Origin of the sequence: Halorhabdus amylolytica, from assembly GCF_004944975.1 — an archaeon.
In the GTDB taxonomy this organism is placed as follows: Archaea; Halobacteriota; Halobacteria; order Halobacteriales; family Haloarculaceae; genus Halorhabdus; species Halorhabdus amylolytica.
This window is the reverse complement of record NZ_SPQG01000006.1, coordinates 45,956-59,033: the sequence shown is the minus strand read 5'-3', so window position 1 is coordinate 59,033 and position 13,078 is coordinate 45,956. Positions and strand designations below refer to the sequence as shown.

At 61.3% G+C, this 13,078-nt stretch carries 11 protein-coding genes; 3 read left to right on the top strand and 8 right to left on the bottom strand.

The window, feature by feature from the left end; all coding sequences use genetic code 11:
* Positions 1 to 4 precede the first annotated feature (4 nt).
* From E3374_RS09505 to E3374_RS09480, 6 genes are all read right to left on the bottom strand, one after another.
* A complete protein-coding gene (locus E3374_RS09505) occupies positions 5 to 463 on the bottom strand; it encodes a TRAM domain-containing protein (protein WP_136688850.1) in 459 nt (152 codons plus the stop codon).
* Positions 464 to 534: 71 nt separating this feature from the next.
* Positions 535 to 840, bottom strand: coding sequence for a hypothetical protein (locus E3374_RS09500; RefSeq protein WP_136688849.1), 306 nt, complete (start codon positions 838 to 840; stop codon positions 535 to 537).
* A gap of 355 nt (positions 841 to 1,195) precedes the next feature.
* The gene (locus E3374_RS09495) at positions 1,196 to 1,768 is read right to left on the bottom strand and encodes a hypothetical protein (protein WP_136688848.1); all 573 of its coding nucleotides are present in this window, start codon (positions 1,766 to 1,768) and stop codon (positions 1,196 to 1,198) included.
* 197 nt (positions 1,769 to 1,965) lie between these two features.
* Positions 1,966 to 3,876 carry a hypothetical protein gene (locus tag E3374_RS09490; RefSeq protein ID WP_136688847.1) on the bottom strand — a complete coding sequence of 637 codons (1,911 nt, stop codon included), beginning with the start codon at positions 3,874 to 3,876 and terminating at the stop codon, positions 1,966 to 1,968.
* Between the two features lie 110 nt (positions 3,877 to 3,986).
* A complete protein-coding gene (locus tag E3374_RS09485) occupies positions 3,987 to 5,387 on the bottom strand; it encodes a hypothetical protein (RefSeq protein ID WP_136688846.1) in 1,401 nt (466 codons plus the stop codon).
* 1 nt (position 5,388) lies between these two features.
* Entirely contained in the window at positions 5,389 to 5,796 is a 408-nt protein-coding gene (locus E3374_RS09480) for a hypothetical protein (protein WP_136688845.1), read from the bottom strand.
* Positions 5,797 to 6,153: 357 nt separating this feature from the next.
* Between E3374_RS09480 and E3374_RS09475 the strand changes: the two genes are divergently transcribed.
* From E3374_RS09475 to E3374_RS09465, 3 genes are all read left to right on the top strand, one after another.
* Entirely contained in the window at positions 6,154 to 6,597 is a 444-nt protein-coding gene (locus E3374_RS09475) for a hypothetical protein (protein WP_136688844.1), read from the top strand.
* Positions 6,598 to 6,620: 23 nt separating this feature from the next.
* A complete protein-coding gene (locus E3374_RS09470; protein ID WP_136688843.1) occupies positions 6,621 to 7,325 on the top strand; it encodes a DUF47 domain-containing protein in 705 nt (234 codons plus the stop codon).
* Between the two features lie 174 nt (positions 7,326 to 7,499).
* A complete protein-coding gene (locus E3374_RS09465; RefSeq protein ID WP_136688842.1) occupies positions 7,500 to 8,312 on the top strand; it encodes a BtpA/SgcQ family protein in 813 nt (270 codons plus the stop codon).
* Between the two features lie 29 nt (positions 8,313 to 8,341).
* Here the strand turns inward: E3374_RS09465 and E3374_RS09460 are convergent, their stop codons facing one another.
* A complete protein-coding gene (locus E3374_RS09460) occupies positions 8,342 to 9,253 on the bottom strand; it encodes a carbohydrate kinase family protein (protein ID WP_136688841.1) in 912 nt (303 codons plus the stop codon).
* A gap of 224 nt (positions 9,254 to 9,477) precedes the next feature.
* A complete protein-coding gene (locus tag E3374_RS09455) occupies positions 9,478 to 13,059 on the bottom strand; it encodes a DNA polymerase II large subunit (protein ID WP_136688840.1) in 3,582 nt (1,193 codons plus the stop codon).
* Positions 13,060 to 13,078 lie beyond the last annotated feature (19 nt).

The window sequence follows — 13,078 nt, the reverse complement described above, 5'->3', positions numbered from 1 at the left end:
GGACTTATGCGCCCCAGAAGTTGTCCCGGCTACCGAGTTCTGGGCGATCAGGTCCCTCCTGTCCGTCCTCGCCAGCTTCCTCCTCGTCATCGCCTGCCACCTCGTCCGTTTGGACTTCCTCGTCGTCCTCGAGAGGGAGGCGTTCGATCTCCTCGGCCCGGGCGTGGTTCGAGTGGACTGTCGTGACGCGAACCCGTGCGCGAGCCTCGGGGAGGACGCCGTCGATCAGGAGAATGAATCCGTCCTCGGTCCGGCCGACGCCGGCACCGCTCTCGTGGATATCCTCGACGGTGACGACGACTTCCTCGCCCGGCTTGACCGGCTGGGACTTCAGATCCGAGATGGGCTGGTTGTAGTGGTTACACCACTCGGCCCCCCCGCGGTCGCCGTAGTGAGTGCACCCCATGCCCTCGATCCGCTCGGTGAATTCGGGGCAATCGTCGGCGAGTGGACAGTCCGGCATGCTGATTCGAGGTTGTCTGTGGGTGGGCAAAACGTTTGCGTCTATCCGGCCACTCGCTCGAACTCTCCTCGTCAGTTCTCCGGAAAACGGTGTTGTTCGACGTCTTCGCCCGCGCCGTCGGCGTCGATCGCCAGCGTATTCTTGGTCTCGATCGATTCGATACCATCGATCGCACAAACTGCCGGAAGGTCCTCGTGAGCTACCGAAACCATCAGTGTCCTGAACTGCAGTTCCGATTCGACGGTGCCACCCACTTCACGAACCGCATCTCCGACAGTATCCACGTCGGTCCCATCAGCAACTCGGAGCAGCACCGTCACCGACGCACCCTCGATCGGACGTCGACTGATCGATTTGACGGCTGGGGAGACGTACATGTCAACAGCTATCGGAGCGAGCCTATTTGACCGCTGTGTTAGGTCCCCCAATCGAATTACTGGATAGTAATCCGCTGTCTGAGAGGTTGGTTCACCACCCCCAATATGTTTCGACTCATTGACAGTCACGACTCAGGTCGAACCGCTGGTGATATCGGTCTCCTATTAAACCGATTGTTCACTGCCGTCTGATCGCCTCCGCCCATCAATCCGCCTGCCATCGCTCCGGCCCCAATTGGTCCCGCGATCGATCCACCGATGCCGCCCATGCTGTACTCCCCCAGTGAGGACTGCTCTAAGTCCGGCGTCGTGTAAATCGACCGTCCAACGCCATCACACACCACGCTTGTCGTCACTAGTCGTAGTATTCCTCGTCTTCTGTCGTCAGTGGCTTGCCCCAGATGTCCGTTTCCTTGCAGTACTCCGGCGGTTCCTCACCGACGTGGCGATAAACATCTCTGAGTTGGGCCAGCAGATGCTCGATGATGAATATCTGGAACCCGTCCGGGAATTCGTAGTCCCCATCTTTGAATTCCAGCGGTGGTAGCGTAACCGGGAATTTCGTCAAATGCGGTTCGTCCAGTAGTTCCTCGTATCGCGACTCCTTGTGGGTGTAGTGAGCCTCGCCAGACTCGTCGCGGTATTTGATTACTGGCGTCGGCACGTACGCCACCTCGTCGTCCTCGTTGACGAGGAATGGTGCGAAGATGATCTCTGCCGAGTCTTCTGGTACTTCTGGGACCGAGGCCGGATTGGTGAGCATTCGATAGCACTCCTCGAACTCCTCGGCAAAGTCGTCCACGTGCAGTTTCTCTAAGGCCAGCATCGCCCGGTTGAGTTCTTCCGGGATCCACTCGGCCGGCAGAATATCTGCATCCGGAAATTCTTGTTGGGCCGCGAGTTTTGCCCGCTCCTCGACCTGCGTCATCAGCTTCTGCTCTTCGAACGTTCGGTCGGCTGGTTCGTGGGGATATGATTCTTGAGAATGTCTCTGGATGTGTCCATCCCATTCAATTGTAATTACGTGTCTATTACCCCTCTCGTCAAACACCTCAACACCACAGTCACTTTCTTTGTGTCCGACCACTTCAGCACTCATCCTTCTTTTCTTTGTGTTATTTTCCATCATACGTAATCATCCCCATCAAATCCATCCGATTCGCTGCTCCCAGCCCCACTTTCGCCCGTCCGCCAGCCCGCCGTCTTCACCGAGCCCTCGTTGCCCCAGCCCTGTATCTCCGACTTGAACTCTGATAGCTCACTCGTGAGCGAGTTCTTCAGGTCCTTCCCCTGGCCGATTTTCGACGTGATCGATTCCATTCCAGTCCCAGCGATCCCCTGGCCAGCGCCGAGCACTGCTGCACCTGCTACCGCGCCAGCCGCTACCATCGGCGCCGCGCCACCCGCTGCTGCTATCCCTACTCCAGTCCCTACCGCCCCCTTCACTGCATCTCCACCGAGCCCACGCAGGTATTTGTTCCCGTCATCACCCTGGGCATTGTCCACCGTCCGTGATTTGTTCATCACGTCGTAGAGCAACTTACCCCGCTCTTCGTCGTCCATCTTCGTCATCGCTTCGCCCATCTCCTCGCGCTCGATCTCCTCGAAGTGGATATCCGACGCCTTCGGGTTCTCCAGATCCGACAGTGACTCCTCGGACCCTTCGGACGATTCGGTGCTCTCTGTCGACGCTGAATCGTCCTCGGTAGATGTCTCGGACTCGCTCTCCGGTGACGCGTATTCCCCACCGGTCGTCGGCTCGGTGTATCCCTGCCAGTCGCTGTCGCCCTCGACCAGGCGGTCACTATCGAGGGCCGACATTGGCGTCTGCTCCAGGTCTGGCGCGGTATCGTTGACCGTCTGAGACTGACCCTCCTCGTCACGACCGCCACCGCCGCCAGCGCCCGCTGGGGCCGGTGACCCACCGCCAAACTGGTTGTTGACTGCCGTCCGGTCGCCGCCGCCGGTCATCCCACCGACCATGCCGCCACCTGCGCCAGCCGACACCGCACTGCTCGCCTTGCTCGCCCCACCCTTCATCGCACTCTTCGCTTTGCCCGTCATCGCACTGGCCGCACCGCCCATCGCACCGCTCAACCACTTGACGACGTACGTGATCGCCACCAGATTCATCGCCGTCACCGCCATCAACGGCATCGCCGCCGCCAGCAACGGATGCATGCTACTCCCCGACGCGAACGCCGCGTCAACTCCGCCCGAGTCGACCGACCCGCCGGCCAGCATCGCCAGCGATCCCGTCGCAAACTCCATCCCGACCGCGAACACGCCCGCGATCAGGATGCCACCGGGGATCAACATCCCCGTCGCTTTGAACAGCTTCTCGGCCACCGCTTTCGCGTACTTGAGTGGGCCGAGTTCCCCGATCCAGAACACGATCAGCAGTGGGTACAGGCCGTACGTCAGGTAGACGATCACCTTCCGCGCGATCAATACGACGAACATGACCAGTTGCCCGACAGTGACGATCAACCCCATCACGACGCCGAACAACAACAGTACGAACGACCCCACCCCACCCGTGCTCGGACTCGCCGACACTGTGAACGTCGTCGACTCCAGGAACATGTCGATTGTCGCGTTCGATACCTCGAAGGCCGCCGCGAACAGTCCCCGACCCCACAGCGTCGGTCCCCACCCCGGCGGATTGACGATGAACAACGACAGCGTGGCCGCCAGCGCACGCCCGGCAAACCGGTACGGATCTGACTTCTTGTCGTCCGGGAAGAACTGAAACATCCCGAGGTGGGCCAGCGCAAAGATTGTCAACAGCGCGAAGTAAACGTACACCGACAGCTCCCACATGTCCTGGAACTGCTTGAGTGCAGTGGACTCCAGATGCAACAACGCCTGCATCGACCCGTTGAGGAGATACCCGAGCAGCGTGAACACCGCGTTGAAAATCTGCGTGTTGATCCACTCGACGAGCGCGTCGAGACCGAAACTGATCAACACGACGCCGTTGCTGGGGACACCGCCGAGCAACCACTGGATCGTCCCCGCCAACGGCACCCCCATTGGTGTACGTTACAAATACGTGCCATATGCGTACTTAATGGTTGCTATGTCTGTCAAAGCCGATGTCACTACGAGTGAATCGCGGTTCCGACTGTACGTCTCACCTGCCGTTATCGTCGACGGTATTTCGACCGGCCCGATGTCCCGTCATCCTCGTCGGTCGCTGATTCGTCGCCGTCAAACTGGTTCCCTGAGAGCTGGGACTGTTGTAGCTGGGGGGCGTTGCGCTTCAGGACCGAATTGCGATCGCCACTACCCGTCCGTCCGCTCCCCCTGTCGGCGGGATTCGCCCGCTCGGCGGCTGTACTTGCCGCGGACTTCGCCTGATCTTTGATCCCCTGTGTGGCCTTCTTTTTGCCCTTCTTGGCTGCCGATTTGGCCCCCTTCTTGACGCCTTTCTTGCTCATCTCCTTGGTAGCCATCATCGCCCCCGACGCAGCGACACTTGCGCCACCCGACGCGACGGCGGCACCCAGTCGTGCGACCGACGTGATGCCACTGCCAATTGCACCCAACATCTGGACCAGCATGAGAGTCGGTAACAAACACGTTGCACCGATGACCATCAGTTTGAAGACGATAGTCGTCAGGTAATCGCTCGAAGAACCTGTCGCGAACACGCCCTCCGCGACGGGGGCACCCCCACTCGCCCCCTGGGTCACTGCGCCACCACCGAAGACGTGACTATTACCACTGATGAGGGCGATGCCCGTCGTGAAGACGGCCGCGAAGAGGATACCGCCGACCAGTGCCGTGATGGCCGTTTTGAACAGCTTCGAGGAGAGTTGCTTGCCGTACCGCAGTGGACCGGCGTCGGCCACCCAGAACACGATCAACACGGGATAGAGCCCATACGTGAAGAAGATGATGACCTGCCTGGCGACGAGGAGGGCGAGGAGCACGAACTCGAATACCAGTATCGGTACGCCGATGAAGAGCGCGAACCCGAGGAGAATGAATCCACCACCCAGTGCGCCGGCGAGGGTCTCGCTCTGAAACGAGAAAGTCGTCCCGACCTGCTCGAGATACACCGTGCAGATCTCGTTCACGACGACGAACGCCCAGCCGAACGCGCCCTTCGAGAAGAGATCCGATCCCCACCCAGGGGGGTTGACGATCCACAGAGAGAGTGTCGCAGCGAGCGCTCTCGAAAAGAATCGGGCTGGGTCGGTCTGCTGAGCGCCTGGAAAAACCTGTGCCAATCCCAGCATCGAGGCAGCATACAAGGTGAGGAAGCTGAAAAAGACGAGTGTCCCCACTGTCCAGATGTCTTCGAACGGCTGTAGCTGGGCCGGATCGATCGTCAAAAAGGAACTCGTAATATCCCCAAAGAGTTCGAGCATGAAATCGAACACGGCGTTGAACAGGTCGTTGATGATCGATCGAACCGTGTCCTTGATGCCGAACAGAAGAACGACTGTCCGCACGTTTTCCAGGACAATCATGTGTCCCAATCCCCCCTGCTTGCAGACTGCTTGTAGTATTGACTGCTGGACGTACTGCAGGAGCATCTCAAATCACCTCCATCACGTACTGAAATCCGAGGAAATTGACGACCAACAGTGGCGTGACCAGTTTGAAAAAGTCAACTATCAGTGTCGAAATGCCGCCAGGCGACCCGAACTCCCCCGCTGGCGGTTGGACCTGATCTGTCGTGCCTCCGGCGAACGTCCCGCCCGACGAGTCGTATCGATCGAAGTCGATCATTATTGTACTCGCCCAGATAAGTGCCGTGATGAGCACCCCGAAGATGAGGAGTTTCCCACTCGCCGCGATGAACTTCTTACCCATCTGATTCACTTTCGACCAGGGGCCGACTTCGACGAGTTGGAACCCCATCAACACCGGTAACAACGCGAAGGTGACGTAGACGACGAGCATCCGGACAACCAGGAGGATAATAAATCCAACCCCGGCCACTAGTAATACGCCCGATGCGATCAAGCCCCACAAAAGTGCCACGAACATGCCGAACTGATCGACGAGCTGTGTACTGATCGATATATAAACTCGGAAGAACCACGACGAGCGGTATGGTTCCGAGCGTGACTAGCCCATTAAACGTCAGTCAAAAGAAGAGACTGGTTCGCAAGATCTCCCCCGGTATCGGTACTATCCTCATATGATACAGAGACAATTACACATATATGTTAAATTTTACTATCGAACCAGCCCTGATCATCGAGATCGAACGGTTGTACCGTGTATCCAGAACGAGCCCTCGAGAGAAATTGTGAAACGACAGTATTGAAGGGATGATAGCTAGTAACAAATTGTATGCACCTCCGCGACGCTGTCGAAGCCGACGCCGAACACATGGCGTCGCTCACGGAGTCACCACCCGACGTGATGCGTAATCTCGTCCACGATCGGACGGTCCGCGTCGCGGTCGAAGTAATCGAAGCCGACGACGCGGTCGAGAGCCAACGTGACGAGCAGATCATCGGGGTCGTGAGTTTCGACGCCCGGGAACAGACCGTTCACGTCACCCAGATCGCCGGCTCCGAGCGAGTCTGTCGACGATTGCTCGAGGAACCAATCAGGTTCGCTCGAACAGAGAGGATGGCAGTCGAACTGCTGGTCCCAGAGGACGAGCAGGCCGTCCGGACAGCGGCCGAAGCGAAGGGGTTCATGGAGACCGGAAACGGACCGCGATTCTCGGGTCAACCGACGACTCGATTTAGACTCGCTCCGAACGACGGCGGTCAGGAACGCTCTTAACCGTCTCCGTTCGAAGCTACGATATGAGCGAGGATTTCGGAGTGGAACTCGAACGACGGACGGACGAATACATGGACACCCTCGACGAATGTGTCAGCCTGCTGCCGACGCTGCTCGAACAGTACGCTGGTGGTGACGACGTTGAGGAAATCGTCGAGCGTATCGGCGACCTTGAGAGCGAGGGCGATCGGATGATCCGGAGTATCACCAGCGAAATCACGAACTCCGATCCGGAGGACATGGGGTTGCTCAATACGCGGTTCAACTACAACCAGACGGAACTCATCGAGTTCTTCAAAAGGATCGACGTCCTGGCGAACCTCACCGAACGGATCGCCCAGGAGTTGCCGATCATGCAGCCGGCCCACGACAACGCGTGTTTCGAGGGACTGGCCGAGATGGCCGACCACGTCGCGAACATGACAGCGACGCTCGAAGACGTCGTCGAGCGGTTGGTCAAAGCCCTCGCCAGAACTGACGAAACCGAAACGCTGTACGACGATATCAAAGCGATCAGGGACATGGAGAGTCGCTGCGACTCGATCAAAGACGACGTCATCGCGACCGCCTTCGCCGACGAATCGATCGAGCAACCGCTGCTGTATCGCGAACTCGCGATCCTGTTCGATGATCTCGCCAACACGATGGAGGACGTCACCGATCGGATCATCCTCATCGCCAGCGACGAACCCGGTCTCGTCACCGAGATCGACCCGGCCGACGAGTGAACGTGACGCTCCAGGTCGTAGCTCACCCAGACCCAGGTTCCGGGCGGAGGAGATCGACCGACTGAACATATTTCTGCGCGCGTGACGTGATGTGGATATGGTCCACGACGGCGGCATCGCCGAGGAGTACATGGGCGGAAAACCGGGTACTACGATGGGAGGGCGGATCGACCGATGAGTCTTGATTTTGGTGGCGATCGTGCGGTCATCGGGATGGTACATCTGGCACCGCTGCCCGGCGCGCCGGCCTTCGACGGCGACAGGAGTTCGATCCGGGACGCGATGATTCGGGACGCGCGACGCCTGGCGGCGGGCGGCGTCGACGCCGTGATGGTCGAGAACTTCGGCGACGCGCCGTTCTACGCCGAGGACGTGCCAAAACACGTCGTGGCATCGATGGCGGCCCTCGTCGCCGACCTCCAACGGGAGATCGATCTGCCCGTGGGCGTCAACGTCCTCAGAAACGACGCCGAGGCGGCCCTGTCTGTTGCGGCGGCGGCCGGCGCATCGTTCGTCCGCGTCAACGTCCACTCGGGAGCGCGCCTCACCGACCAGGGCGTCGTCACCGGCCGTGCGGCCGAGACAGTCCGCCTTCGCGAACGGCTGGACACCGATGTCTCGATACTCGCGGACGTCGACGTCAAACACTCAGCCCCACTCGCCGAACGGCCCCTCGAGGAGGAAGTCGCGGAACTGCTAGAGCGAGGTCACGCCGACGGCATCGTCGCCAGCGGCGTCGGAACGGGCGAAAAGACGGACCGCGAACACCTCCGGGGCGTCGTCGAGGCCCGGGATAAACTCGACGTTGAGGCGCCAGTATTCGTCGGGAGTGGCGTCAGGCAGGCAAGTGTGGCCGAGACGCTCGATCTCGCCGACGGCGCCATCGTCGGTACCGCGCTCAAGCAGGACGGGGAGACGACCGCCCCCGTCGACGAGCAACGGGTACAACGGTTGGTCGAGGCGGCCGAAACCGGCGACAGTCGCTGACGGCCTGACGTGTCGGCGGACAGCCGAAATTACAGCTCTGGGAGATCCTCGCGAGTGGGGAGCGCACCGCGGGGGCCGGGTGCGGTACAGTTCTGGGCCGCCGCAGCAGCTGCCACCTGGCCCGCAACGCCTGCTGTACGGTCGCCAAGCACCCAGGCGTCGATCAGTGCCGCCGTGAACGCGTCGCCTGCGCCAGTCGTATCGACGACATCGGTCTCGACGGCCTCGATGTGAGTCAGTTCGTCCTCGGCCAGGTACGCGCCGTCGGCACCGACGGTGACCGCGACGCGGGCGGCCCCCGCCTCACGCAGTCGCTCGGCGGCGTCCCGTGGGTCCGTCCCGAGATACGAGCGGGCGGCGACCTCACCCACGACGAATAGGTCAGCGGTCCTCGCGAGGCGGTCGATCGTCCCCGGCGCAGTCCCGCGACCTTCGAGTTCCTCGATGGGACCGGCGAGATCGAACGCGAGGGCCTCGATAGCTCCCGATTCACGGAGGTCCAGGAGGTCGGTCACGACGGCGTCGGGAGCGTAAGCACTCGTAAACACGCAGTCGGCCCCGCGTACCCGATCGCGATCGGTCGCCTGGAGTCGAAGCTGTGGGACGCTATCGCCCCCGGCGACGATCATGCGATCGCCGTCGGGCCCCCGGAGGACGAGCGTGTAGGAAGAAGCGCCTTCGCCCGCACGGACTCCGGAGGTATCGACGCCGTGATCGCGCAGGGAGTCGACGATCGTCTCGGCCGCGTCGTCGTCGCCGACCCGGGAGAGTACCCCGACATCGTGCTCAAGGGCCGCGAGCGCACAGCCAACGTTCGCTGCGACGCCACCTGCCCGTTCGGTGGCGTCGGTGACGAAGGCACCACCGTCGGGCTCCGGCAGGTTCGTGAGCGTGTAAACGCGGTCGAGTACCGCGCTCCCGACCGTTACAATCGCGACCACGCTAGGCCACCCTCGATCGACCGCGACGACAACGCGACCTGCGGATCGAACCAACGATACCGGCGGACCGAAACATATCTCAGTCCACGCGATCGCGTGGCAAGAATCCGTCGGCGATCCTCATACGAATTGCTCTAAGTCATTACCATATCGACCGTCCGCAATCGGGCGGTCGTCACGTGAAATAGTTAGAGCAATCCGTATCAGTCCCAGCCCCGCAGACATCACATGAAATCCGCGATCCCGGTCTGTTTGCTCGTATCGTCCTCGAAGACGCGCTCGATCGAGCGTTCGAGGATCTCCAAGCGCTGTTTGGTGTACTCCCGGGCGCCGAACTCCTCGGCGACACGGATCGCCGTGTCGATATACTTGTTGACCGAGCCCTCGTGGACGGTCAGGTTGACGTCGCCGCCACACTCCCGGCAGTCCCCGGTGAGAGGGACACGACGATACTTCTCGCCGCACCCCAGACATCGCACATCCTGGCGCGAGAAGGCCCGCAGATTGCCGATCAAGTCCGGCAGGAAGTGATACTCGATGATGCGCTCGGCGACGTCGCTCTCGTCGACCGCCCGGAGTTTCCGGGAGATCTCGAGCTGGGCGTCCATCTTGTCCTCCATCGAACCGAGGGTCTTGTAGGCTGAGAGATCCGGCCCGAGGGCAATATCGCTGGTGTCGTGGGTGTGGTTGAACCCCGTGTACTCGTCGTCGGTCCCCAGCGTATCCTCGGCAATCGTGACGTCGACGTCTTCCGGATGGGCCATCTCCCGGGTTGCCTCGTACAGTTCCAGGGGATACTCCTCGACGATGTCGATGTTGTGGGCCTCGTCGTCGATCTCTGCGGGATCGATGCGGGAGGACATGACCAGGGGCGCGTCCATCCTCCCACCCCGCTGATCTGGCAAGAATTTTATACTAAAGTTCAAAAGTCCATCAAGGAGAAGCATTACACAATCTTCATCTCCGTCACAATTCCGACGTTTCGCCGCGTGAAAGTACGGATGGGCGTACCCGACGGCAGCCGAGGTGAAGCCGACCACGCGACCGACAGTCGCCGCGCTGGTGTGTGGCGCCATCCCGAAGACGAGTTCGCCGACGAGATCGTCACGATCTTCGAGTTCGTAGTACGGTTCGAGCCCGTAATAAGAGGTGAGCAAGTCGTCGATGAAGTCAGCGGTCTTGAGCATGTGCTCGGCAGCACCGTCCGAGAGGACGATGTCCTGAACGTTGAGTTCGACCAGCTGGTCGTCGTGGGTGAGCGGATCGCCACGAATGTCTTCTTCGTAGCCCAACTCGCGGAACTGCTCGACGGTGACGTCGAGTTCGGCTGGTCGAACCGACGTGACGGGAAGGTCGGTCATGTCGTAGCGGACCGTCCCATCCTTGAACGCGCTGACGTCGTGTTTGGCCCGGAGGATTCCCTTCTCCATCGGTTCGGGCGTCTTCTCCTTCGAAGTAAGTCCCTTGACACCTTTGAGCACGTCGAAGGCAACCTCGCGCTCGCCGACCGCGTCCAGGGCCTGCTGGTACTCCTGACCCACGTCGATCGTGGTCTCTCGCGTCGGCGAGGCCAGCGTCTCACAGCGCGGACACTCTGCCCGCCCGGACTCGTCGGGTTCGACCTCCCGGTCGCAGTCCGGGCAGACGTACACTGACTCGGTGACGCCGCCACAGTCCGGACACCGTGGGCGGTAGGTGTCCGTCCCGCAGTCGACACAGCGGCGACGGCCGACTTCGAGTTCGACCTCGCCGGGTGCGTCACCCATCTCGTCGGCGTGGCCGGCGGCCTTTGCGACGTCACGCTGGTTGCCGCCGGCCTCACCGATCGGGAACAGCGTGTGGACGGCAGGCGAGAGTTCCCGCTCCTCGGACTTCTCGGGGCGACCCATCCGGTTGCCGATCCGCGTGGGGGCACGCTCACGCACTTCGAAGGAGGAAATCTCGTTGACGGCCCTGATCGCGTTCTCGCCGTCGTCGTAGGTTCGGGCCCGTTCGGAGAGGTCGTCGATCGTCCACGTACGCGTCAGGTCATCGTCGAACCCCAGTGTCTCGACGAGCGGTTGCCAGGCTGGGACGATGAGCGAAGCGTCGGTCTGGGTATGGTCGACCAGCAGCGATTCGAGGGTCTTTCGAACGGGATCGTCGTTCGCCAAAACGAGATCGCCAGTCGTGGCGTCCGCCGACTGACGACCCGCCATCGCCGCCCCGTCCCCGGTGATGACCTCGCCGTCGCCGATCGCATCGGCCAGCACGTCGATCGCTTCGACGCTCACGTCGTGATAGAGGTGGGTGTATTTCGGGTGCAGCGGCGCGTCGTACTCCCGGGCCCACTTCAAAGCCTCCTCCGGGCCGGGATCGTCGAGATCGACCGCCACGGAGTCCGCCATCGCCCGGACATCCGCGTCGGTCTCGGCGAACTCCTGGCGCCACCACTCGACAGTGTAGGACGCGGGGGCGAGCGGGTGGTTGTTCTCGACGAACTCGCCGTAATTGACCAGGTACTCGCCCAGGTCGAGGACCTTCTCGACACCGTTGCGGACTTCCTTCGCTTCCTCCGGGTCGTCGATCCGTCGGACATCTCCGTTGGCGAGTCTGACCGTCGGTCCCTCGATGGTGTCGACTGGGACGATCCCGGCTGCTTTCCCGGGACGTTCGGTCTTGATCTGGGTCCCCGTCGCGAGGAAGTCGTCGACGAGGTGCATCGTCGCCGGGTGGATGCCGGCGGTTGCATTACCGTGATTGCGCGCGCGACCGTACCGCAGTCGAAACCCACCCGATTCGCTGGGGTGTGAGAAGACAGGACGTCCGGCAATAAGGTCTCTCAGGTACTTTTTCGAGGGTTCTGCGCGTGGTGGCGAGTTCTTTTCTCCACGATTTTCAATCCCCTTTGTTTCGTCTGGAGTTCCGTCTTCTTCCCACTCATCCTCATCGCCGTCCACCGCGTCCTCGTCGCTTTCGTCGTCTTCGCCGATCGTTCCATCGATGAGGTCCTGGAGCCAGGGCCACTCGACCTCCTCGAGCTGGCGGGTATAGCGTTGGATCTTTGGGGCCTTGAGGGCGATTCCCTCGGCCATGACGAGACACATCCCGCCGCGGGCACTGTTGGAGTCGACTCGTTCGAGATCCCGGTAACCCGAGACCTCCTCGTCGCCGGTGGCTTCGCCGTCGAGCATGATCGGCATGTGCTCGGCGATGTGGCGAGTCTCCTTGTCCTTCGGCGAGTACTGCAGTCCGGTGTCCTCGTCGTAGAGTTCGATCTCCTCGACGTAGCGGCCGATCTCCTCCTTGCGGGCGTGGTATTCCTCGATGTCCAGCAAGGTTCGCGCGTAGTCGGCGACGAGCACGGAGAGGGCCTGGGCAGTCCCACCGGCCGAGCGGATCGGGCCAGCGTAGTAGACGTTGACGAACTGCGTGCCGTCGTCGTTGTCGAGAATTTCGACGCGATCGATGCCCTCGATCGGGGCCGCGACGACGCCCTCGGTGAGCAGGGCGACGGCGGTCCGGACTGCGCCCTCGATCTTGCCCGCTTTCGTGTCGTAATCGCCCACCGATCCCTCGACGAAGTCCTCGACGAGGGCGAGTGCGGCCTCCTCGCGGGACATCTCACCTTCGAGATCACGGACGCGCTCTGCGACGCCATCGATCCCGAGGATGTTCTCGACGCGGTCTGCCATGTCCTTCGCGACTGGGATCTCCACGTCGGTCGAAGGGTCGTCACCGCGTTGTCGAGCGGTGCGGGCAACCTCGAGGGCTTCGTCGAGCCCGGTTTCTAAGCGCTCGAAGTAGCGTTCGTCGGCCTCGCGCATCTATCGCACCTGACGATCC

Excerpts from the sequence above, each read along its gene's own strand:
- E3374_RS09490 (WP_136688847.1), bottom strand. The coding sequence starts at position 3,876 with ATGGGGGTGCCGTTGGCGGGGACGATCCAGTGGTTGCTCGGCGGTGTC.
- E3374_RS09495 (WP_136688848.1), bottom strand. The coding sequence starts at position 1,768 with ATGACGCAGGTCGAGGAGCGGGCAAAACTCGCGGCCCAACAAGAATTT.
- E3374_RS09475 (WP_136688844.1), top strand. The coding sequence starts at position 6,154 with ATGCACCTCCGCGACGCTGTCGAAGCCGACGCCGAACACATGGCGTCG.
- E3374_RS09485 (WP_136688846.1), bottom strand. The coding sequence starts at position 5,387 with ATGCTCCTGCAGTACGTCCAGCAGTCAATACTACAAGCAGTCTGCAAG.
- E3374_RS09455 (WP_136688840.1), bottom strand. The coding sequence starts at position 13,059 with ATGCGCGAGGCCGACGAACGCTACTTCGAGCGCTTAGAAACCGGGCTC.
- E3374_RS09505 (WP_136688850.1), bottom strand. The coding sequence starts at position 463 with ATGCCGGACTGTCCACTCGCCGACGATTGCCCCGAATTCACCGAGCGG.
- E3374_RS09500 (WP_136688849.1), bottom strand. The coding sequence starts at position 840 with ATGTACGTCTCCCCAGCCGTCAAATCGATCAGTCGACGTCCGATCGAG.
- E3374_RS09465 (WP_136688842.1), top strand. The coding sequence starts at position 7,500 with ATGAGTCTTGATTTTGGTGGCGATCGTGCGGTCATCGGGATGGTACAT.
- E3374_RS09470 (WP_136688843.1), top strand. The coding sequence starts at position 6,621 with ATGAGCGAGGATTTCGGAGTGGAACTCGAACGACGGACGGACGAATAC.